Annotated in this window: 21 protein-coding genes; 9 read left to right on the forward strand and 12 right to left on the reverse strand. The window is 57.1% G+C overall.

Annotation, left to right across the window (positions count from 1 at the left end; translation table 11 throughout):
* Position 1: 1 nt before the first annotated feature.
* The gene (gene recX, locus K0F75_RS07780) at positions 2-469 is read left to right on the forward strand and encodes a recombination regulator RecX (protein WP_219061267.1); all 468 of its coding nucleotides are present in this window, start codon (positions 2-4) and stop codon (positions 467-469) included.
* A 42-nt stretch (positions 470-511) separates the two neighbouring features.
* Here recX and K0F75_RS07785 read toward each other — a convergent pair whose 3' ends face one another.
* The gene (locus K0F75_RS07785) at positions 512-1,630 is read right to left on the reverse strand and encodes an LOG family protein (protein WP_219061268.1); all 1,119 of its coding nucleotides are present in this window, start codon (positions 1,628-1,630) and stop codon (positions 512-514) included.
* Between the two features lie 300 nt (positions 1,631-1,930).
* Positions 1,931-2,341 carry a quorum-sensing-regulated virulence factor family protein gene (locus tag K0F75_RS07790; protein ID WP_219061269.1) on the reverse strand — a complete coding sequence of 137 codons (411 nt, stop codon included), beginning with the start codon at positions 2,339-2,341 and terminating at the stop codon, positions 1,931-1,933.
* A gap of 254 nt (positions 2,342-2,595) precedes the next feature.
* On the opposite strand from K0F75_RS07790, the gene K0F75_RS07795 reads away from it, so the two are divergent.
* On the forward strand, positions 2,596-3,306 hold the full coding sequence (locus tag K0F75_RS07795) for a tRNA-uridine aminocarboxypropyltransferase (protein WP_219061270.1): 711 nt from the start codon (positions 2,596-2,598) through the stop codon (positions 3,304-3,306).
* On the opposite strand, the gene K0F75_RS07800 is transcribed toward K0F75_RS07795, so the two are convergent.
* Complete coding sequence (locus K0F75_RS07800; RefSeq protein ID WP_219061271.1) at positions 3,301-4,194, reverse strand: DMT family transporter; 894 nt, start codon at positions 4,192-4,194, stop codon at positions 3,301-3,303. The genes K0F75_RS07795 and K0F75_RS07800 overlap by 6 nt on opposite strands.
* A gap of 223 nt (positions 4,195-4,417) precedes the next feature.
* On the opposite strand from K0F75_RS07800, the gene erdR reads away from it, so the two are divergent.
* Both erdR and K0F75_RS07810 read left to right on the forward strand, forming a co-directional pair.
* The gene (gene erdR, locus K0F75_RS07805) at positions 4,418-5,065 is read left to right on the forward strand and encodes a response regulator transcription factor ErdR (RefSeq protein ID WP_219061272.1); all 648 of its coding nucleotides are present in this window, start codon (positions 4,418-4,420) and stop codon (positions 5,063-5,065) included.
* Between the two features lie 84 nt (positions 5,066-5,149).
* The gene (locus tag K0F75_RS07810; RefSeq protein ID WP_219061273.1) at positions 5,150-5,515 is read left to right on the forward strand and encodes a diacylglycerol kinase; all 366 of its coding nucleotides are present in this window, start codon (positions 5,150-5,152) and stop codon (positions 5,513-5,515) included.
* Positions 5,516-5,538: 23 nt separating this feature from the next.
* On the opposite strand, the gene K0F75_RS07815 is transcribed toward K0F75_RS07810, so the two are convergent.
* The gene (locus K0F75_RS07815) at positions 5,539-6,465 is read right to left on the reverse strand and encodes a LysR family transcriptional regulator (RefSeq protein ID WP_219061274.1); all 927 of its coding nucleotides are present in this window, start codon (positions 6,463-6,465) and stop codon (positions 5,539-5,541) included.
* Positions 6,466-6,586: 121 nt separating this feature from the next.
* On the opposite strand from K0F75_RS07815, the gene fpr reads away from it, so the two are divergent.
* On the forward strand, positions 6,587-7,366 hold the full coding sequence (gene fpr / locus K0F75_RS07820; RefSeq protein WP_219061275.1) for a ferredoxin-NADP reductase: 780 nt from the start codon (positions 6,587-6,589) through the stop codon (positions 7,364-7,366).
* Between the two features lie 75 nt (positions 7,367-7,441).
* On the opposite strand, the gene tsaA is transcribed toward fpr, so the two are convergent.
* From tsaA to K0F75_RS07835, 3 genes are all read right to left on the reverse strand, one after another.
* Complete coding sequence (tsaA, locus tag K0F75_RS07825) at positions 7,442-8,140, reverse strand: tRNA (N6-threonylcarbamoyladenosine(37)-N6)-methyltransferase TrmO (RefSeq protein WP_219061276.1); 699 nt, start codon at positions 8,138-8,140, stop codon at positions 7,442-7,444.
* A gap of 53 nt (positions 8,141-8,193) precedes the next feature.
* The gene (locus K0F75_RS07830; protein ID WP_219061277.1) at positions 8,194-8,658 is read right to left on the reverse strand and encodes a DUF1456 family protein; all 465 of its coding nucleotides are present in this window, start codon (positions 8,656-8,658) and stop codon (positions 8,194-8,196) included.
* 80 nt (positions 8,659-8,738) lie between these two features.
* The gene (locus K0F75_RS07835; RefSeq protein WP_219061278.1) at positions 8,739-9,449 is read right to left on the reverse strand and encodes an rRNA pseudouridine synthase; all 711 of its coding nucleotides are present in this window, start codon (positions 9,447-9,449) and stop codon (positions 8,739-8,741) included.
* A 194-nt stretch (positions 9,450-9,643) separates the two neighbouring features.
* Between K0F75_RS07835 and K0F75_RS07840 the strand changes: the two genes are divergently transcribed.
* Positions 9,644-10,639, forward strand: coding sequence for an alpha/beta fold hydrolase (locus tag K0F75_RS07840; RefSeq protein WP_219061279.1), 996 nt, complete (start codon positions 9,644-9,646; stop codon positions 10,637-10,639).
* A gap of 28 nt (positions 10,640-10,667) precedes the next feature.
* On the opposite strand, the gene K0F75_RS07845 is transcribed toward K0F75_RS07840, so the two are convergent.
* The gene (locus K0F75_RS07845) at positions 10,668-11,123 is read right to left on the reverse strand and encodes an acetyltransferase (protein WP_219061280.1); all 456 of its coding nucleotides are present in this window, start codon (positions 11,121-11,123) and stop codon (positions 10,668-10,670) included.
* A 299-nt stretch (positions 11,124-11,422) separates the two neighbouring features.
* Between K0F75_RS07845 and K0F75_RS07850 the strand changes: the two genes are divergently transcribed.
* Positions 11,423-11,893 (forward strand): contractile injection system protein, VgrG/Pvc8 family, encoded by a 471-nt coding sequence (locus tag K0F75_RS07850; protein WP_219061281.1) that lies wholly within the window; start codon positions 11,423-11,425, stop codon positions 11,891-11,893.
* On the forward strand, positions 11,814-13,265 hold the full coding sequence (locus tag K0F75_RS07855; protein ID WP_219061282.1) for a type VI secretion system Vgr family protein: 1,452 nt from the start codon (positions 11,814-11,816) through the stop codon (positions 13,263-13,265). Before K0F75_RS07850 ends, K0F75_RS07855 begins: the two co-directional genes overlap by 80 nt.
* Positions 13,266-13,301: 36 nt before the next feature.
* Here the strand turns inward: K0F75_RS07855 and K0F75_RS07860 are convergent, their stop codons facing one another.
* The 4 genes from K0F75_RS07860 to rimO all read right to left on the reverse strand — a co-directional run bounded on the left by K0F75_RS07860 (position 13,302) and on the right by rimO (position 20,225).
* The gene (locus K0F75_RS07860; protein WP_257604277.1) at positions 13,302-13,976 is read right to left on the reverse strand and encodes a hypothetical protein; all 675 of its coding nucleotides are present in this window, start codon (positions 13,974-13,976) and stop codon (positions 13,302-13,304) included.
* A gap of 346 nt (positions 13,977-14,322) precedes the next feature.
* Positions 14,323-17,859, reverse strand: a complete 3,537-nt coding sequence (locus K0F75_RS07865; RefSeq protein WP_219061284.1) for a toxin VasX — start codon at positions 17,857-17,859, stop codon at positions 14,323-14,325.
* On the reverse strand, positions 17,856-18,728 hold the full coding sequence (locus K0F75_RS07870; protein WP_219061285.1) for a DUF4123 domain-containing protein: 873 nt from the start codon (positions 18,726-18,728) through the stop codon (positions 17,856-17,858). Before K0F75_RS07870 ends, K0F75_RS07865 begins: the two co-directional genes overlap by 4 nt.
* 159 nt (positions 18,729-18,887) lie before the next feature.
* Positions 18,888-20,225, reverse strand: coding sequence for a 30S ribosomal protein S12 methylthiotransferase RimO (rimO, locus tag K0F75_RS07875; RefSeq protein ID WP_219061286.1), 1,338 nt, complete (start codon positions 20,223-20,225; stop codon positions 18,888-18,890).
* 268 nt (positions 20,226-20,493) lie between these two features.
* Here rimO and K0F75_RS07880 point away from each other — a divergent pair.
* On the forward strand, positions 20,494-21,860 hold a 1,367-nt coding region (locus tag K0F75_RS07880), incomplete at its 3' end, for a potassium transporter Kup (RefSeq protein WP_257604278.1).

Below are 21,860 nucleotides of genomic sequence, written 5' to 3' on the forward strand. Positions count from 1 at the left end.
TATGACAGCGGTGCTTGATACGCCTGTCGCCGTAAGGCGTACTGCAATGGACCTGCTCGCACGTCGCGAGCACGGTCGAGTCGAGCTGGCGCGTAAGTTGCGTCAGCGCGGCGCCCCTCCTGAATTGATCGAACCTGCCCTCGACCGGCTTACGGAAGAAGGGCTGTTGTCCGAGTCGAGATACCTCGAAAGCTTCGTTTCTTACCGTGCTCGCTCGGGTCAAGGGCCTTTGCGCATCCGTGAGGAGCTTGGGCAGCGTGGCTTGCCACGAGCAGATATAGAGCAGGCATTACGCGAGTGTGGCTTCGACTGGCAGGCTCAACTGGAAGAAACCTGGCGACGCAAGTTTGCCGGGAAGCTACCGGTGGACGCTCGCGAGCGTGCAAAGCAGGGACGTTTCCTTAGCTATCGGGGTTATCCGCTGGACATGATCGGCCGCTTGTTGAGCGGCCGGGGTGCGGATGACTGAGCGAAGTGGACAAGCCGCTGAGCTTGCCCGGGGCAGGACCCCTTACGTGACCTTTAGCGGTTCACGTACACGGGTTTGTTGTTGGGGAGGCGCTTTGACCCAGTTTTCTGACTTGTTGATGTAGTCGACCAGTTCGCGCAGGCGGCCCTGGTTTCTTCCATTAAAGTTAAACGCCAGTCGCACAAGATGGCTGAACTGCGGTTCGTCGTGCTCTTCACCCATGTACATATGCTGATGGAAGGTATCGCTCAGCCGCAAGTCGGCGAACGCCCCTTGTATGTAGTCGAGTGACTGCTCGTTGAGCGGGTGGTTCATCCGAATCACGAACTGACTTTTCAGCCATCGGCTTGAATGGAAGTTGTTGTAGAACTGGTTGATTTCATCGACCGCTTCTTCCGCACTGTAAACCAGTCGCAGCAACTTCATGTCGCTCGGCAAAATGTAATGATTGGCCTCCAGTTGATTGCTGATGAAATTAAGCGCTTCTTGCCAGAAGCTGCCGCCGGGTGTGTCGAGCAAAACCACAGGCACAAGTGGGCTTTTGCCGGTCTGAATCAACGTCAAGACTTCCAGCGCTTCATCCAGCGTGCCGAAACCGCCAGGGCATAGCACCAGTCCGTTCGCTTCTTTGACGAAGAACAATTTGCGGATAAAGAAGAAGTGGAAAGGCAGCAGGTTTTCAGTGCCTTCAACGGTGGGGTTTGCATGCTGCTCGAAAGGCAGAGTGATGTTGAAGCCCAGGCTGTGGTCGAGCCCTGCTCCTTCGTGTGCTGCGGCCATAATGCCGCCACCGGCACCGGTAATCACCATCAGATCGGAGCGTGCCAAGGCCGCGCCCACTTCCCGTGCCAAGGCATACAACGGATGTTCTACGGGTGTGCGGGCCGAGCCGAACACGGTGACTTTACGACGGCTCTTGAACTGTTCCAGTATCCGGAAGGCGTGCTCAAGTTCGCGCAATGCTTGCAGGGTGATCTTGGCGTTCCAGCGATTGCGGTCGTCCTGCGCCATGCGCAGAACAGTCAACATCATGTCGCGGTAGAGCGGTAGATTGGGGCTGTTGGGAGCAACCAGGCCGATATGTTCTTCAACCTTGCGGGTGAGGTCGAAACCATTGCTCTGGAAGTGTTGAGACAAAAAATCATTCGGTTCATAAGGCATTCAGACTTTCTCCTTCTGCAGAACCACTGATCGTGCCGACATGATCGACACGACCGCGCCACATCGTGTGTCGCTGGCTGCCCAGACATTTGTCCGAGCATTACAGCTGGCTTTGGAGTGCCAGTTTCGCACGGATATCGTCACCGAGTGATCCATACTGATTCTGCTTATGTCCTTGGGTTAAAAGAAAAACATGGGTACTGCGCAACAGTGCGGGCAACCCCCTTTTTGCCCTGAAAATTAAAAAGCCTTCTAAATGTATAGACCCTGCTTGTCGCCGTATGAAATTTTTAACCGAGACTATTTCTTGACCGCGCAATCAGCGGCTTTGAAAGCCTGGGTCGCCACCGGGCGATTGGTTTTATATTCGGTGAACTCATACTTGAGCAGCGCGCCCTTGGCCATGAGTTGGCGGTAACCGGTGTTGTGACAAACGCTGTCGCCCAATTGGCTGCGAACTGCGTCCGGGTTGCTGCGCATCTTCATGGCGTGGCTTTCGCGCACGCTAAGGTGATTGATCAGGACTTTTCCTTCAACGGTGTAACCCTGATCCAGAATGTCTTCATTGATCGCCCGCGGCGTGCCGACGCTGCTTTCCTTAGCAACTTTTTCCAGCATTTTGCTCAGCTCGAAATCCTGCTTGGAGGCCGCTTGGGCGCAGAACGGTGCTACCAGCAAAAGCGTAAGGGTGGGGACGATAAGGCGCAGCATGAAACTCTCCTGATTCAGTGACTGGCCGTTGGACCAGCGACTTGAAAGTGCGTTCACTGCCGGGGTCGGTAACGACAAAACCGATCACACGCAGAGCGTGTCTGCCTGGGCAGGCTCAAATGGTCGTGCAGTATAAAGTAAACAAAGGACAAGGAAACAAAGGGCGCGACATCGGCCTCTGATAAACTGCCCCGACTTCCTATCTGCCGAGTTTCTGCTGTGTCGATGCTTTTTATTTGTCGGCGTCATCCGCAATGAGTCATGCCGTTTCCCGGCTGCGAGCCCAACGCCTGGCGCGCAGCATCAAGCCTTTTACTGCTCGAGGCTCAAGGGCTGAACGTTGCCCCGGGTGCCGCGTGATTTTCAGCTACTGCTTGTGCGCCTGGCGCCCGAAGGTGGCGGCCAAGTCAGCCATGTGTCTGTTGATGTATGACGTCGAGCCGCTGAAACCAACCAACACGGGCTGGTTGATTGCCGATGTCATCGAAGAAACCCATGCGTACGGTTGGTCGCGGACTGAAGTCGATGCCGAGTTACCGGCATTGCTCAATGATCCACAGTGGCAACCCTACATCGTGTTCCCCGGCGAATTTGTCGCCAGCGAGCGCGTGGTCACTGAGGTGAAACTAGAGGACGGCAAACGCCCGCTTTTTATTCTGCTGGACGCAACCTGGAGCGAGGCGCGCAAGATGTTTCGCAAGAGCCCGTATCTGGATCATTTTCCGGTGCTCAGCCTGGAGCCGGAACAGATTTCCCGCTATCGACTGCGTCGCTCCAAGCGTGATGATCATTTTTGCACCGCCGAAGTGGCGGCGCTGTGCCTTGAACTGGCCGAGGACAATACCGCCGCTGGCGTGCTGGACGCGTACCTGGATGTCTTCACCGCGCACTATCTGGCTGCCAAACATCAGCTGCCGGTCGACCTGGACGATGCGTCGCATACTCATCTCAAGGCTTTTTTATAGGGCCATTACCGGCTCAGGTTTTTTCGGCCACAACTGTGCCAGTAACATACCCGCAAGCATCAGCGCGCAACCGAGGTAGCCCTTCAGGTGCAGCGACTCTCCCAGCAGCAGCGCGCCGGCAATGGCGGCAAAGACGGCTTCGAGGGAAAGAATGATCGCCGCATGGGAGGCAATAGCATCTTTTTGTGCAACGACTTGCAGGGTATAACCGATCCCTACGGCAACCACGCCGCCGTACAGCAGGGCAGGGCCGGCGGCGATGATCGACTGCAACTGAATGTCTTCGAAAATCAGCGCGAGGATCAGGCTGATGATCGAACAAGTCAGAAATTGCAGGAACGCGAGGCGGATCGCGTCGTGGCGGCTGGCAAAAACGCCGACCAGGATGACGTGTCCGCCCCAGACAAAGGCCCCGATCAATTGCAACCAATCACCTGAGGCGACGTGGAAGTTGTCACCCACACTGAGCAGGGACATACCCACCACTGCCAGACCTGCGCCAAGCCACGTGCCTGTTCCGGTCTTGTGACCCAGCAGCAGGCCCAGAAGCGGAACTACAATGACGTAGAGGCCGGTGATGAATCCGGCGTTGGTTACGCTGGTAAACAGCAGGCCGACTTGTTGCAGGTTGATGCCTGTGCACAAGGCCAGCCCCATCACAATGCCGCCGAGCAATAGGCCGCGTGTCATCAGAGGCTCGGGTTTTACAGCGTCAGAGCGACGGAGCAGCAAGGGCAACAAGCATAACGAGCCAAGGGCAAAGCGCAGACCTGTATAGAGATATGGCCCAATATGGTCCATACCTGAAGTTTGCGCGACAAAGCCAGAGCCCCAGATCATCGCGGTGATTAGCATTAACAGGTCGGCCCGCAGGGCTTGTTTTCGCATGATGACGCTCTAGTTGGCAGGGTGCAGACTTTGCCGTAAAGCGTTGAACTTGACCACCCCGTCTTCGCTCGTCATCCTTGTCGCCGAAATAACGCTTGAACGCTGGTTTTGTGGGTCTTGGCGTTGAACGTACCGTGTTGGTACCGTGAGTTTGCCGGCATCGATGGATGCCTTCGTGAGCGCTGAATCCATTGGCGCTCACCTAAAACAGGATCATTGATAAATGACATACGAAATCCTGATTGCTGATGACCACCCTTTGTTTCGCAGTGCACTGCGTCAGGCCTTGAGTCTGGGATTGGGTCCTGAGGCTAAGTTGGTTGAAGCCGAAAGCATTGCCGAGCTTGAAAGCTGTCTGACCGATAAGGCTGATTGGGACTTGGTGTTGCTGGACCTGAACATGCCCGGCGCTTACGGATTTTCTGGCCTGGTCCTGTTACGCGGACAGTACCCGCAAATCCCGGTGGTCATGGTGTCGGCGCAAGAGGAGGCATCCATCGTGGTTCGCTCGCGCGAGTTTGGCGCCAGTGGTTTCATCCCCAAGTCCAGTTCTCTCGAGACCATTCAGCAGGCCGTACGTACGGTGCTTGATGGTGATGTCTGGTGGCCGCCGCAAGTCAATGAAGCCATCAGCGTTTCGGCTGAAGCCAAGGCTGCCAGTGCAGGTCTGGCGAGTCTCACTCCCCAGCAGTTCCGGGTACTGACCATGGTCTGCGAGGGTTTGTTAAACAAGCAGATCGCCTACGAGCTGAGTGTTTCGGAAGCCACGATCAAGGCCCATGTCACGGCGATTTTTCGCAAGCTCAATGTGCGCACTCGCACACAGGCTGCTTTGCTCTTGCAGCAAATGGAATCGATTCCGGCCAACTAACGCTGCATTCGGCCCGGTTGCTCACGCTTTTTTGACTTTTGTTAAATTAGCCTTCTTTGTCTTTTTTTACGCAGTTGCCTATCTATGTCGCCCTTTAAAGGCCAAACCGGCCTGAAACGTATCTTCAACGCCACCGGTTATTCGTTCGATGGTTTGCGCGCCGCCTACACCGGTGAAGCCGCATTTCGTCAGTTGGTGCTCCTCAACGTGATCCTGATACCCCTGGCCTTCATGTTCAATGTCAGTCGGGGTGAGCGCGCGGTTCTGATTGCCGTGTGCCTGCTGGCGTTGATTGTCGAGTTGCTCAACTCCGCTGTTGAGGCGGCCATTGACCGGATCTCGCTGGATTTGCACCCGCTGTCGAAAAACGCCAAGGACATGGGCAGCGCAGCGCAATTCATTGCGCTGGGCATGATCGGCCTGGTGTGGGGCTTGATCCTGCTGGGTTGATGGTTCGCGGATAGCTGGGTGGCTCAGGCAATACTCGGCAGCACTATTTCGTCGCTGCGCTGAACCCCTGCGGTGAATGCGCGACACAGGTCGAGAAACTCGCGCATGGCAGAGGTCTGGTACTTCTGCTTGTGCCAGATGAAATAGAACTGCCGCGACAGGTCCAGTTCCGGGGTTTCCACCGCCACCAGGCTGCCACGGCGGATCGCATCGCGCAGTGCCAGCCGAGAAATACAGCCAATACCCAAGCCAGACTCCACCGCACGCTTGATGGCTTCGGTGTGTTCCAGCTCCAAACGCACATTCAGGGCGTTGCGATGGTGGCGCATGGCTTGATCGAAGGTCAGGCGTGTGCCTGAACCCTGCTCCCTGAGGATCCAGGCTTCCTGAGTCAGCTCCTCCAGGGTGGCGTGACCGCGTTTGGCCAACGGGTGCTGCGGGGCGCAGAAGACCACCAGTTCGTCTTCGACCCACGTCTGAACTTCGATGTCGGGGTGGGTACAATCACCCTCGATCAGACCTAGATCAATTTCGTAATGGGCAACCTGCTGCACAATATTCGCTGTGTTTTGCACGCTCAGCTTCACTTGGCTCTCGGGATGGCGCTGCATGAAACTGCCGATCAAGAGCGTGGCCAGATAATTGCCGATGGTGAGCGTGGCACCGACTGCCAATGAGCCGAAGCCGGATTTGCCATTGAGCAGGTCCTCGATCTCCTTGGCCTGATCCAGTAGCGCTACCGCTTGTGGCAGTAGCTGGCGGCCCGTTGCGTTCAGGCTCAAGCGTTTGCCGGCGCGATCAAATAACTGGCAGCTGGATTGACGCTCCAGCTCAGTAATGGAGGTGCTGGCCGCTGATTGCGAGAGCGACAAAAGCCCGGCAGCGCGCGAGACGCTTTCCTGCTGAGCGACGGCGACGAAGACTTGAAGTTGACGCAGAGTAAATCGCATATCTATATAACCGATAACCCATATCTTAATAATTCATTTAACAGATATTGTGCTTGCCACTAGAATGACGCGCAATAGCGCTCAGAGTCAGCGCGAGCGAAATTTTTCGGAGCCCCCGTACATGAGCAACATGAATCACGAGCGTGTCCTGAGCGTCCATCACTGGAACGACACCCTCTTTAGTTTCAAGTGCACCCGTGATCCAGGTTTGCGCTTTGAGAACGGTCAGTTCGTCATGATCGGTCTTCAGCAGCCGAACGGGCGCCCGCTCATGCGCGCTTACTCGATCGCCAGCCCGAACTGGGAAGAGCATCTCGAGTTCTTCAGCATCAAGGTGCCTGATGGTCCCTTGACGTCGCAGTTGCAACATTTGAAGGAAGGCGACGAGATCATCATCAGCAAGAAACCGACCGGCACTCTGGTGCTGGACGATCTCAAGCCGGGCAAGCACCTGTATCTGCTCAGCACAGGAACGGGCCTGGCGCCGTTCATGAGCGTCATTCAGGACCCGGAAACGTATGAGCGCTTCGAGAAGGTTATTCTCTGCCACGGCGTACGCTACGTGAACGAGGTTGCCTACCACGAGTTCATCACTGAGCACTTGCCGCAGAACGAGTTCTTCGGTGAAGCATTGCGTGAAAAACTGATTTATTACCCAACCGTGACGCGTGAGCCGTTCGAGAACCAGGGCCGCCTGACCGACCTGATGCGCAGCGGCAAGCTGTTCAGGGACATCGGTCTGCCGCCGATCAACCCCGAGGATGATCGTGCAATGCTGTGTGGCAGCCCGAGCATGCTCGATGAGACCAGCGAAGTTCTCAACAGCTTTGGCTTGAAGGTGTCCCCGCGCATGCGTGAGCCTGGCGATTACCTGATCGAGCGCGCCTTCGTCGAGAAGTAAGGTCAGCTGATTCAGAAAAAAACCCGCTTCGGCAGTCAATGGCCGAGCGGGTTTTTTCTTTTGCGGCATGTTGCTTCACTGTGTCGCAGGCACGACCTCAAGCACGCGTATCAGCCCGTTTTGCGGGTAATGCCAGCGGACATCAAGATCCCAGAACTGTGTGCCGTAGCGGCGCTCTGGCGCTGGTACCTGATAAGCCGGACGTGGATCCTGCGCCAGACATTGCTCAATCAGCTCGACCAATGGCTCATTCAGACGTTGCGCGTGTTCACGGGCCTGAAGCAGCGCGCTGCCTTCCCATTGCACCGGAATCAACATCGGGGCGGCACTGGCGATGGTGTTTGTGGCGCCCTCGACGCTATCGGCGTAGGGCACATACGGTTTGATGTCCAGCACCGGAGTGCCGTCCAGCAAGTCGATGCCCGAGACCCAAAGGCGTCCAGGCTCTACCTTCTCCAGCTTCACCACCGACTGACCAATGCCGTTAGGGCGATGAGTCGCACGCGTCGCGAACACGCCCATGGACTGGTTGCCTCCGAGGCGCGGCGGGCGAACCTTCAGGCGCGGCTTTTCTTCCAGAGTCTGATGGAAAAGAAAAAGTAGCCAGATATGGCTGACCTGCTCAAGCCCTTGCACGGCGTCGGCATGGTCGAAGGGTGCCACCAACTCCAGAACGCCACGCGCAGCGGGAGCCAGTTGAGGCTGCCGGGGGATGGCGAATTTTTCCTTGAAGCAGGAGCGCATGAAGCCGACGGGGGAGACGTTGTAAGTCATGGTCATGATCTTGGGTCGAGGTCCGTCGGGTCATCCGTTTTGACGCAGGGGACTCAGGCGCGAATGCGCAGCGTAAGGCCCTTGAGGAAGTTGCGCAGCAGCTGGTCGCCGCAGGTCCGATAGTTGCTGTGGCCAAACTTGCGGAACAGCGCGCTCAGCTCAGGCTTGGACACCGGAAACTCGGCCGCCTTGAGAATGGCGTGCATGTCGTCTTCCTTGAGCTCAAAGGCAACCCGCAGTTTTTTCAGCACGGTGTTGTTGGTCACCGGCACTTCGATTTTTTGCGGGGCGCGGCTGTCGTCCTTGCCGCGTTTGAAGATCACCAGGCCATCGAGAAAATGCGCCATGACTTCATCGCTGCAATTCAGATAGCCTTCTTCTTCCTCGTCCTTTTTCATGAAGGCGATCACGTCGTCCTTGGACACGTCCAGGCCACCCAGCTTGATGATATCCACGACTTTGCCATCGCTGATATCGAGCATGTAGCGAACGCTACGCAGTACGTCGTTGTTCATCATGGTTTACGGTCCTGATAAGTCTGATGTGAACGTCGCACGGGAAGCCTGTGCGACGCTGAAATGTGAGGGTGCAAGCCGGCTTAGAATTTTTCCTTGCCGGACAGGTAGCGCCATTGGCCTTCTGGCAGCTTGCCCATGGACACACCGCCGATGCGGATGCGTCGAAGGGACACGACCTTTAGGCCGACGCTTTCACACAGTTGGGCAATGACGCCGGGCTGGGGGTTCTTCATGGCGAAGCGCAGGCGGTTTTCGTTCTGCCAGCTGGCTTTTACTGCCGGCAGTTCCTTGCCCTTGTAAGTCAGGCCGTGGTTGAGGCGATTGAGGCCGTGGGCTGCCATGGTTCCTTCGATCTCGACCACGTATTCCTGTTCGATCTTGCTGCGATCGTCGGTCAACTTGCGCAGTATTTTCCAGTCCTGACTGAAGACCATCAACCCGCTGGCGTTGGCTTGCAGGGTCGAAATGGGCGACAGGCGCATGAAGTGCCCTTTGAGGGGGCGCTTACCGTACCGATGCTCTTCGGACAGGGTGCCGGGGGTGATCAGTTGCAGCGCGCTTTCGGCGTCGAAGTGCGCCGGTTGATGCAAGAGAATGGTCACTGATTCCGGAGCTGTTGCTTTCGCCTCGGGGTCGAGCTCGATTTTCTGGTTATCGACTTTGAACTGCGGTTCTTCAATGACTTCACCGTCAACCGTGACCCAACCGCCTTCGATAAACAGTTCAGCCTCCCGGCGGGAGCAGCCGACCAGCTCGACAAGGCGTTTGGAAAGGCGAATGGGGTCTGTCATGACAAAGAGCCGTTACTTAAGGGGAAAGACGGCTATTGTACCCGCGCACGCAGTGTTAATCGCGGCCACATTGAAAATGCCTTCAAGATAGGTGGTCGTTCTGTGCTTTTTCGTTAGCGAAAGGCCATCCAGGAACCCATCGCGGGTGACGCGTTGTCCTGATTGGCTAAAGCGTGTTCCCCGGAGTCTGGTTTATGTCCAAATGGCTTGCCGCATTGATAGTGAGCGTCAGTTTGCCGTTGTTCGCTGCTGAAACGCCGTCCTACGGCCCGCAGTTGCAAGGTTTCGAGTATCCCTATCCTGCACAGAATTTTGCTTTTGAGTCTCAGGGTGAACAGGTACAGATGGGCTACATGGACATCAAGCCGTCCGATGCGTCCAATGGGCGGACCGTTGTGCTGCTGCACGGCAAGAATTTTTGTGGCGCGACCTGGGGAGGGACAATCAAACCGTTGAGCGATGCGGGGTACCGGGTGATTGCGCCTGATCAGATCGGTTTCTGTCGGTCGAGTAAACCTGAACATTACCGTTATACGTTCGAGCAATTGGCGCAGAACACCAACTCGTTGCTCACCCACCTGGGCATCGACCACGTCATTGTGCTCGGGCATTCCATGGGCGGTATGTTGGCCACCCGCTTTGCATTGATGTACCCGCAACAGGTCGACCAACTGGTCTTGGTCAACCCCATCGGTCTTGAGGACTGGAAAGCCAAAGGGGTGCCGGCTCTTACGTTCGAGCAATGGTATGCGCGGGATTTGAAAACCAATGCCGACAGTATCCGCAAATACCAGCAGGCGACTTATTACGCCAACGAATGGCGCCCGGAGTTCGATCATTGGGTCGATATGCAGGCGGGCATGTACAACGGCACGGGGCGTGAAGAGGTGGCCCATGCCTCAGCGCAGACCTATGAGATGATTTTCAATCAGCCGGTGTTCTACGCGTTCGAAAACCTGAAAATGCCTACTTTGTTAATGATCGGACAAAAGGACAACACCGCCATCGCCAAAGACCTGGCCCCCGAAGCGTTGCGTAAGACATTGGGGAACTATCCCGAACTAGGCAAGGCCGTGGCCAAGCGCATTCCTCATGCAACGCTGGTTGAGTTTGAGACTCTGGGGCATGCGCCACAAATCCAGGACCCGGAGCACTTCAACAAGGCCCTGATTGACGGCTTGCTCGACTGATCGCCGGGGCATGCAGCGCAGGCTTCATTCAAAGGGGCCTGCTCAGGCGCATATGCAGTAACGGATAAGGCTGACCCATGCCGTCCACCTCAGAACGACCGATCACCTCAAACCCCTGCTTGAGGTAGAACCCCAGGGCTTGAAGGTTTTGCTCGTTGACGTCCAGTTCATCGGCGTGGAAGTGCTCAATGGCATGAGTGAGCAGCAACTTGCCCAGTCCTTGGCCGCGGTGCTCAGGGTCGATGAACAGCATTTCGACCTTACCCGCGGCGATTCCGGCGAAACCGGTGATTCGTTGCCGAGTGTCTTTGCTGCAAATCAGCATCACCGCATCCAGATACTGGTTGAGCACCATGCTCTTGAGCATAGAGATATAAGAGCTGGGCAAGAAATCATGGGTGGCCCGCACCGAGTCTTCCCAGATACGGGCGAGTTCCGGGTAATCACTCTGTCGTGGCGTATGAATGACCGAATGACTGCGCATACAACCTGTCTCCTTGGGCAAAAGTGTCGGTCCGTGACTCGGCAGCTTTTTAACGTCGATTGTTTTGGTGCGTGATCTTATGTTGATTAAATCTAATAGAAAAAGAGCAGCGCGTTGGTGATTTTTCGTAGAGTCTCTGGTTGTCGAGCCCGCCGCGTTTTCCTGACAGGTTTCGACGGTGTCAGATCAAGCCCGCTCAATATCGGGAAGAGTCCTACGTGTTCTTCATAGTGTGACCGACATTCGCTGAGTCCCTCTTCAACGACACTGTTTGCCCCTTTCGACACGAAGATCCGCGCATGTCTCATCCCGGCCTTACCCCGAAGTTCTGTCTGGACATCAACGGGCAACAGCAAACTGACTTGCAGGTGCTGAGTTTTCACGGGACCGAGGCGTTGAGCCGACCCTATGAAATCAACATCGAACTGGTGAGCAGGCGCTCATCCCACGCGTTGGACGGCTTGCTGCATAAAGCGGCCTACCTGAGATTCGGGGCGCAAGGGCAGGGGCTGCACGGTCATATTTATTCGATCCGCCAAGGCAAAACAGGCGGGGCATTCACCCATTATCATCTGGTGCTGGCGCCCTTTCTGGCCTTTTTGCAGCACTCGAGCCATCGCCGTTCGTTCCAGAAAATGACCGTGCCGGAGATCATTCTTGAGNTTGCCGTTCAAACCGGGGAGCGGCCTGGTGGCAGAAGGTCCGGCGGTCAAGGCCTTCGGCGTGCGACTGACGGCCCAAACCAACCATGTCGCCCTGCGCGACCATGACTTCAAACAGACCCATATCCCGCTGCAGAGCCTGCAAAACCCCACGCGAACCCAGGCGCAATGGGAGAGCGGCGAAGTCCCCAAATACGGTCCCTACCTGGAGAATTACGTCTACCCCGGGAACTTCGAAGAAAAAAGGCGCGGTGACGTTCTATCCAAGCGTGCGCTTGAGCGCCATCAAACCGGCTTTCGCCTGGCGGATGGGGAGAGTGATGCGTCGCTTTTGCGCAGTGGATCGCGCTTGCACCTGGTTCAGGATTACGCCCCCGAAACCCACTGGGTGCTGATTTTTGTGCAACATGACGCAAGACAGCCGCAGGTGCTCGAAGAGCTGGCCGACAGCAGCCCGGTTGAAGACGGGCGCATCGCTCAGGGGTATCGCAACACCTTCACCGCCATTGCGGAAGCGGTCCAGTTCCGTCCGGCACTGGAGCATCCGAAACCGCGAATTCACAGCACCCAGACTGCCAGGGTCACTGGCCCTGTGAATGAAGAAATCTACTGCGACACATTCGGTCGGGTGAAAGTCAAATTCCACTGGGACCGTAGCGAACAGGACGATGAAACAACCAGTTGCTGGGTGCGCGTCGCCTCTAGTTGGGCGGGCGATGGGTATGGCGCCGTCACCATTCCCCGGGTGGGCATGGAGGTGCTGGTTTCATACCTTGAAGGGGACGCCGACAGGCCGGTTATCGTGGGCTGCCTTGCCAATAACCTGAATCCCGTTGCGCATGGGCTGCCTGAAAACAAGACCAAAAGCGTCTTTCGCAGCCGGAGTTCCAGTGCGAGCACCGGTTTCAACGAAGTCCATTTTGACGACAAGCGCGGTTCGGAACGGGTCTACCTGCGCGCCCAACGCGACATGGAACAGCTGATCCAGAACGACAGCCGGACTGAAATTGGCGGTCAGCGCCTGGAAACCATCAGGGGCAACAGCACCTCGGTACTCAACGGTGAGGAACACCGGACCCTCACCGGCGAGCGCAAGGTTCAGCTGCTGGCGGGCGATCATCTGCAGGTGGCAGGCAGTAGCCACACCCGCGTGGGCCAGGTGTTGGCAATGGAGGCCGGGTTCGAGGTGCACCTCAAATCCGGCGTTAACCTAGTCATTGATGCTGGCGTCAGCCTTACCCTGAAAGCGGGTGGTCAGCACATCCTCATCAGCCCTGCCGGGATTTTCAGCAGCGTGCCGATCTTGTTGGGTGGGGTGCCAGTACCGGGAACGCCGGCGATGCCATTGATGCCAGGGCAGGTTCAGCCCTTGGTTGCCGGCAGCGTTGTTGCGTCGCAGGGGCAAGTCGAAAAAATCCTCAGTGGACAGCTTACGTGCCCGTTGTGCGAGCTGAACAAGCCGGTACCGAAGAGCGTCTAAGGTAAAAAGCGGCGTTCCATCGCTGATTGTTAACCCTTACTTCAGTTTCGCTTCAGCGATCTGCACTTCAACGAAGTGTTGAATCAACGAGACTTGCGGCTCTTGCTGGCGCAGGTCCATGACCATTTTGCTCATGCGCTGCAACTTCTCGCTGGGCTTGGGCAGGGTCCAGAGGGTCATGACGTGGTACAGGTACCACCAGAACGGATAACCCCAGCCGACTTCGCCTGCCTTGCGCCGACGGCGCATGCGATCGCGAGCGTTGTAGAACGTGTGCAGCCCCTCATGCGGCGGATCGTCGGGGCCTTGCAGGTCGAGCGGGTCCTGAATGTCCTTGAACGTGTGGACTTCGTACTCCATGTACGCGCGAATCGCTTCCCAGTTGCAGATGGCCAACTCAAAGCCGGCGCAGTGGAACTCCAGGGTGTATTGCTGATCGTGAGGCGGGTGGTAAAAACCGAGGCCCATGGCGTACTGGGTGTTCAGGCCATATTGGGTAACACCTCGGGCCTGGACGACCCACGCCGAGAGTGATTCCCACGGAACGAAGATCGGTTCGGTCTGACCGGCCGGGACGAAACAGACTTCGCGGCGCTGGCGGTTGAAGCGGGCAGGGACGAGGGTTTCGTATTTGGCGAGGTGGTTGAGGGAGATGATAAGGAACATCAGAAGAACAGCGCCGCCACCCCATGCACCTATTTTGAGGAGCATGGGGAATGGCCCTGTTAAAAATATCATTGCTTCTTCAAACGTTCCGCCAATCACCAAGCCCGTAAATGCAAAAATAATAGGCATGAGAAAAGCAGACAAACAGAAGCAAGTAAATGGCCCTCCTAGGGTTATCTGCCAACCAAATACAGCAGGCAGTCCGAATCCAAAATCCATGTAGGTATCATTTACTTCACCTACCGCATTTCCGTAGTCCTGAGATGGCTTGCCGGTAGGCAAAGGGGCGGGGGCCAGATAGATAACCTGGCCGCTGGGGAAAGTTTCGATCATCCCGGCATACGGTTCACGACTGATCGGTGGCGGTGCGTTAAGGCGCGGCTTAGCCATATCAGTCGTCTTCCTGTGGCAGGTGGAGGGGATCAATCAGGTAAAAAGTGCATTTCTCCCCTTGAGGTTCAAGGTTCTTATCAGCGATCTCACCGCCTTGGCCGTCGAGAGGTACGCGGAATTGATAAACGTTGAGTAAGTAAGCGCCATCCTCGGGGCTAAAGTCTCCGAGTTCAACGGTCACCACCAACTCGTCGCGCTCGGTGGCGGTTGGGCGATATTCGCGAGTGGGCGCCTCAAACTCCAGAACCAAGGGTGTCGCTTGTTTGATCCGAAGTTTTTGGATCAATGCGTCAGTCGCGACAGTCCAGCGCTCGACGGGTTTGACGCGCGTGGTGTGAGTGCGGACTTCATAGCCACCTATCCTGAGCACGGTTTTGGCTTTGCTGTTGCCAAAAGGTTTCATCAAATCGGCGCTGGAGGTGGTGGGCAGGTGCAGCACTATTCGCGTCGCGGACAAGTAGCCCTGATCATCGGGTTGCTCTGGCCGCACTTCGATTTTTGGGGCTTTGACCTGAACGTGCAGATTTTTTTGGTACTCGCTTAATGGCAGCGACAAACGTCGATCCGGATCCTGACTCCAGGGAGTAGTCTGCAGCCATTGATCATGGCGGCTGAGGTTATAGCGGTTGTAAAACCAACTGCCCGACAGCTCCAGAGCGGTAATCAGGATGCCGGCTACGTTGAAACGGAAAAATACCGTGGCCAAACGAGGTCCCGCCACCGCCCAAGCGGTTGCGCGAGCTTGGGGTTGCCAAATAACGGCCAGAACGTCTTTCAATGCCATACCGCTTTGTCGCAAACCGTAAGCATTATTCAGAAAAGCGGCACTGTTCCCGGTCATGCTCAAGGCGGCCCCAGCCTGAGCACTAGCATTACCCTCGCGAGTGGCGTCGAGCCAGTTATGGTGTGAAACATTCAGGTTGATCAGGGCGGAAACTGCACCGGAGAAGTATCCAACGAGGCCCAGACCAATATGCAATTTCCCCATCTGCACATGTACGCCTTTTAGTTCAGCCGCTTTTAGGTTTTTGCCTAGCTGGACTGCGTGTGCACTGAGCGCGGTATCGGCTATTCCTTGGGCAGCGCCGAATCCGGCAGCTGCAGTTGTCAAAAATGCACTCCACACGGGGCCTTTATTCTTAACGGGCTCGGGTTGTGAGCCAAACTCCCTGTAAACCTGCACAAAATTCACCAACTGCGCCGCAAACACCAACAGCCCAGCCCCATCCCCTAATAGTCCCGCTGTAGGCGCAGCCCTCACTCCTTGTCGATAATTATCCAGCAACGACCGTACCTGCGCCTGCTGCTCGGGAGGAAACACTAACGCCAACCCCGGCGTGCCGGCCGTCGCCGTTTGCAAATGAACCGCCCCCTCTGGCAGTTCACGAATCGGGCTCAGCATCCGGGCCAGTCGCTCTTCCAGAACGTTAAGTTTCTGTTGAGTCTCAGGCCGCTGGCTTTCCAGCTCTTGAGCCAGCCAGTGATCTTTTTCCGCACGATAGCGACGGGCATTGTTGTTCAGGGAACGCAGGTATCTACGTTTCGCCTGCACCTCCTTGACCGTCTCACCCAGGGCTTTCAGGTCATCGGCATCTGCTATTTGAAAGCTGACCTTCTCGCGCCGGGCCGCGTCGAGCAACGAAACCCCGAAGGTCTTGGGCAGGTAGCGAAACAGTGCCTCGATGTCCGGCATCTGGCCTTTGTCCAAGGCCTGCATGAAGTCGTGCAGCCCTTGTTGCACGCCCCACTGCACGGCGGGGGCGAGGGTGCCCCAGGCGGCGGTGGCGTTGACTTGGGTGGCTTGGGGCAGGGTTTCGATGTCCGGCAGGTGGCCGACAAACAGTGTTTTCAGCTTCTCGATCCACTCCGGCGCGCTTTTAAGCAGTCCCCAGCCCGCGTTGGTGAACAAGGCGAATTGTGCGGCGAGTTCGGTCTGCACGCTCAGCGGCAAGGTAAAAAACAGCGACCGACTCTGATGCGGGTTGCGGTTCAGCCAGGCAACAATGGTGTCGTAGGCAGTGTCACTGCGGCACAGGTCTTTCAAGCAGTCGTATTGGGTGAGCAAGGCGTGATCGATCTGCTCCAGATCGTTGGCGTCGTAATACCAGGCGGCGCGGTGGAAACGGTTGAGGGTGAGCATCTCCAGTCGGTCGTGGGTGATGCGATCAAGCAGGGTGTTCCAATGCGCGAGCTTGGGGCGTTGCGCCTTGAGAAAAGCGTCCATGCGCGGACGGTCGATCAGGTCGTTGATCCCGCGCCGGCCCCAACGGGCGCCGTACAGCAGGTCTCTTAGTCGCTTATCCTGTTTTCGGTGCAACTTGACCAGGGTTTGCCAGTGGGTGGCGATGAAGTCAGGGTCGGCGGCGGCAAGTTTTTGTTTGAGGTAGTAAAGCTCGACGGCTTTTTCCAGTTCGCTGACCATGTTGTAGCCAATGGCTCGCACGGGGCCGAGCTGGATGCTTTTTAGCTGGGCCTTGAGGTCGGCAGGATGATCAGGGTCGGAAACACCGGGCAGCGGGTTGGCGACCGGATCAAGGTTCAGCACCTCCAGCAACGCCTGCCGCGTTTCCCCACGCTGGGGTTCGGGCAGCGTTTGCAGATCAAGCAATAACGCCTTGAGCGCAGGGTCATCGGTGCTCTCGGCCATTTTGCCGAGGTTGGCGGCACTGATCTGACTCAGCGATTCGATGTAGCAGCCCAGCAAGTAATCACGCTCCGTATGGTCCTCTTCCTGACCGCTGCGGGCCCAGTCATCGATCCAGCCCACCACCTTGTCCTGATAGTTCGCCAGGTCGCGCATTACGCCGATATCGTCGCGTACGGCGAGGAACAGGAAGTCGTTTTTGTGCTCGTTGCTGACCTGGCTGGTCAGTTCCTCGATCAAGGTCTGACGAAACAGCGGTGGGTGTTCCCACAGATACGGAATGTTTTCTTCAGGGGTAAGGCCTTGTTGAGGAGCATCGTGATCCCGCGCCACCTCGGCCAGCCATTTCTTCGCGTGCCGCTCATGCAGCAGCGGCGCGACGATGTGTTCGCTGTTGACCGGCGTCAGGTCGATACGCTGCATGAAGTGCTCGCGCTCGGTGGCGCTATCGAGCACCTGCTGGCACTTGGCGACGGTCCACTGCACCTCCGAGTAGGCGACATGCAGCACGCTGCTCTTGGAGAAGATCATTTCGGGTGGATCACCCTGGGGCGGGCGATCCTCTTTGAACGCCTTGCCGGTGAACAGCCAGTACTCCAGCGAGCCGTCTTTGATGCTGTATTCACTCAGCATGCCGGTGGCGCTGTCGATCACGTACAGATAGCCATCACGCAGCATGCGCAGACCCAGCGGGCGGCTCTGCAGTTTATAAGGCATGGCCAGATCGGCGCCGAGATCGAGGCTGTTTTCAACCAGGCCGTAACGCACCGGCAGCAGGTGAATGGTTTTTTGCAGCAGTGGGCAAACGCCGACTTCGCCGAAGGGCGTGGCGCTTTTGGATTGGGCGACCAGATTGGCCATGTGACCGCGTGGGGTCATGAAATCGGTCATGGCAGGCGCCTTTTCTGGGCCAGATCAGCGATGCGTTCGATGCGCTGGGCCTTGGGTAAACTGGATTTAGGGTCTAAAAGGCTGACGATGTCGGGGTCTTTCCGTAGCCCTTGTTCGCCCAAAAAACCATGGGCATTGGCGTACAGGTGCAGTTCTTTTTCACAGTCAAAACCGTGCTCGACAGCACGGCGCGCCAACGCCTGCAGATGCTCCCAATACTGCTGATCCGTTAAATCAGCCTGGTAGTCAGGGAAGTAGTGCTTCATGTGCAGGGAGAGTTCGGTCAACCGTTTGCCAAAGCTGGCGTCGTCGAGACGGTCCCACTGCTTTTCGTTAAGTCGGTAGGGTGCATCGTGTTTCGGGGGCGGCATTTCGCCGGGGCGGGCGTAGCAATGCCAGCCGCTACGCGCAAGGTCTGCGGTGAAGATATGCTGGCAGGGACCGAACAGCACGGAGTCTGGATATTCCGCACCAAACAGGGCATCTGCCACTGCCGGGTAGGCAATGCGCAGCAGCATGTCTTGCCCGGACGGGTACTCAATGACGGTCAGCCAGCGCAGATGCGCAACCACCTGCTCCCAAGGCTCATCGCTGACCAGCAGGTAGCCCCAATGCTGATCGACGTTTTCCAGGAACTGCGCAAGCGTCGGGTCGCCCGCACTTTTCAGGCAGACAAGGCAGGGGGACAGGTCTCTAAACTCGGCAAGCCGAGTGGTGAGATAAAGCACGTCCACCCTTGGAATCTCGGCCCACTCGAATAGACGCGGCAAAAGCTTCTCGACCTGTACGGCATCTAGCAGCAGGCCGACGCTTTGTTGCCAGGGGAGATCTTCTGGTAACGCGATCCGTTTAGCAGTGGCCGATCCCATTCGCACAATCCTTCGCGTTTCTCGAAAGCGACGACTATGACGGGAATAGAGAGAGGGTTATGTCGGCGGAGGGAGTAGCAGGAGGTAAGACTTTTCCCTAAGTTGCAAAAAAGCCCTGCCAGTTGAAGGGCAGGGCTTTTTTTCGAGCGACAGGCTGATTTAAACCGTTTCAGCCCACAGGTCGTATTCGTCAGCGTCTGTGACCCGGCACATGACTTTGTCGCCCGGCTTGAGGTCCTGGTCACTGTCGATAAAGACGTTGCCGTCGATTTCAGGTGCGTCGAAGAAGCAGCGGCCTACGGCACCACCGTTTTCGTCGATTTCGTCGATCAGCACTTCAATCTCTTTGCCGACTTTCAATTGCAAGCGTGCTGCGCTGATGGCTTGCTGGTGAGCCATGAAGCGGTCCCAACGGTCCTGCTTGATCTCGTCCGGGACGTGATCGCCCAAGGCGTTGGCTGGTGCGCCTTCCACCGGGGAGTACTGGAAGCAGCCTACGCGGTCGAGTTGGGCTTCGGTCAGCCATTCGAGCAGGTATTGGAAGTCTTCTTCGGTTTCGCCTGGGAAGCCGACGATGAAGGTCGAGCGGATGATCAGGTCCGGGCAGATTTCGCGCCAGTTCTTGATTCGCGCCAGGGTCTTGTCTTCGAAGGCGGGGCGTTTCATCGCCTTGAGGATTTTCGGGCTGGCGTGCTGGAAGGGGATATCCAGGTACGGCAGGATTTTCCCGGCGGCCATCAGTGGAATCAATTCATCGACGTGCGGGTACGGGTAGACGTAGTGCAAGCGGACCCACACCCCGAGCGTGCTAAGGGCTTCACACAACTCGGTCATGCGTGTCTTGACCGGCTGCCCGTTCCAGAAGCCAGTCCGATATTTGATGTCGACGCCATAAGCGCTGGTGTCCTGGGAGATCACCAACAATTCTTTGACCCCGGCTTTTACCAGGCGCTGGGCTTCGTCGAGTACGTCGCCGACCGGACGGCTGACCAGCTTGCCGCGCATCGACGGGATGATGCAGAAGCTGCAGCTGTGGTTGCAGCCTTCGGAAATTTTCAGATAGGCATAGTGGCGTGGCGTCAGCTTGATGCCTTGAGGTGGCACCAGATCGATCAGCGGGTTGTGATCGAGGTTTGGCGGTACGACGTCATGAACGGCGTTGACCACTTGTTCATACTGTTGCGGGCCGGTAACGGCCAGCACGCTAGGGTGAACCAGGCGGATCGCGCTTTCTTCTACGCCCATGCAGCCGGTCACGATAACCTTGCCGTTTTCAGCGAGGGCTTCACCGATCACTTCCAGGGACTCGGCCTTGGCAGTGTCGATAAAGCCGCAGGTGTTGACCACCACGACGTCGGCGTCCTGGTAAGTGGCCACGATTTCATAGCCTTCCATGCGCAGTTGGGTGAGGATGCGCTCGGAATCGACCAGAGCTTTGGGGCAACCCAGGGAAACGAAGCCAACCTTTGGGGCGGATGGCGTGGTGACGGTGGACATGGCGAACCTCGGCATTGGGGGCGCCCGGGCACATGGCCGGGGACACTGACTGGGCGCTGGGTGCGCCTCTGATCAAAAAGTGCGCAATTCTAGCGGCGAGACCATAGATTGACCAGCTTTATGCAGAGAATTACGACGAGTGCTGCGCTATGCTTCGCGGCGTTACGCCCGATCGCATCAATGGCGTTAATTGATATCGGTAAAAACGGCGCTCGCTCAGGCACAGCATTGTGTTTTTGGAGCCCAGGTCTTGTTGTAGGAGTGGTAAATGGGTCAGGCAATGAGTCAGGCAGATGCTGGGCATAATTCGGCAAAACCGTTGGGCCTGCTGATCGCGGCCGTCGGGGTGGTTTATGGTGATATTGGTACCAGTCCGCTGTACACCCTTAAGGAGGTGTTCTCTGGAGCATATGGGGTACCGCTCAACCATGACGGTGTGTTGGGTATTCTGGCGCTGATTTTCTGGTCGTTGATCTGGGTCGTCTCGTTTAAATACATGCTGTTCATCCTGCGCGCCGATAACCAGGGTGAAGGCGGCATCATGGCGCTGACCGCGCTGGCGCGGCGGGCGGCCTTGCCGTATCCCCGGTTGCGCAGCATGTTGGTAATCTTCGGTCTGATCGGTGCAACGTTGTTTTATGGCGACAGCATGATCACCCCGGCCATCTCTGTGCTCTCGGCGATAGAAGGCATGGAGCTGGCGTTCGATGGCCTCGAGCGTTGGGTGGTGCCCATTTCTCTGGTCGTATTGGTGGCCCTGTTTGTGCTTCAGCGCCACGGTACGGCGCGGATCGGCATCCTGTTCGGGCCGGTGATGGTGACCTGGTTTCTGGTGCTGGCTGCGCTGGGCATTAACGGGATTGTGGCGCATCCGGAAGTGTTGAAGGCGCTCAACCCCGTCTGGGGCGTGCGCTTCTTTATCGTCCATCCGGGTCTCGGTGTAGCGGTACTCGGTGCCGTGGTGCTGGCGCTGACGGGTGCTGAAGCGCTGTACGCCGACATGGGCCACTTCGGTCGCAAACCAATCGCTCGCGCCTGGTTCATTTTGGTGTTGCCAGCGTTGGTCCTGAATTATTTCGGTCAGGGCGCGTTGTTGCTCGAAGACCCGGAAGCGGCGCGCAACCCGTTCTACCTGTTGGCGCCCAGCTGGGCGTTGATTCCCTTGGTGGCGTTATCGACGCTTGCGACGGTTATCGCCTCGCAAGCGGTGATTTCCGGGGCGTTTTCCATGACGCTGCAAGCCATCCAGCTTGGGTACATCCCGCGCATGCACGTTCAACACACCTCCAGTGCTGCCCAGGGCCAGATTTATATTGGTGCGGTGAACTGGTCGCTGATGGTGGGCGTGATTCTGCTGGTGTTGGGCTTTGGGTCCTCTGGCGCCCTGGCTTCTGCTTACGGCGTTGCCGTGACGGGCACCATGCTGTGCACCTCGATTCTGGTTTCAGCGGTGATGCTGCTGCTGTGGAAGTGGCCACCGATTCTGGTGGTTCCAGTGCTGATTGGCTTCCTGCTGGTCGATGGCGTGTTCTTTGCCGCCAACGTGCCAAAAGTGGTACAGGGCGGCGCGTTCCCAGTATTGGCAGGGCTGGTCCTGTACATCCTGATGACCACCTGGAAACGCGGCAAACAGCT

The organism is Pseudomonas sp. UMAB-08 (assembly GCF_900095225.1).
In the GTDB taxonomy this organism is placed as follows: Bacteria; Pseudomonadota; Gammaproteobacteria; order Pseudomonadales; family Pseudomonadaceae; genus Aquipseudomonas.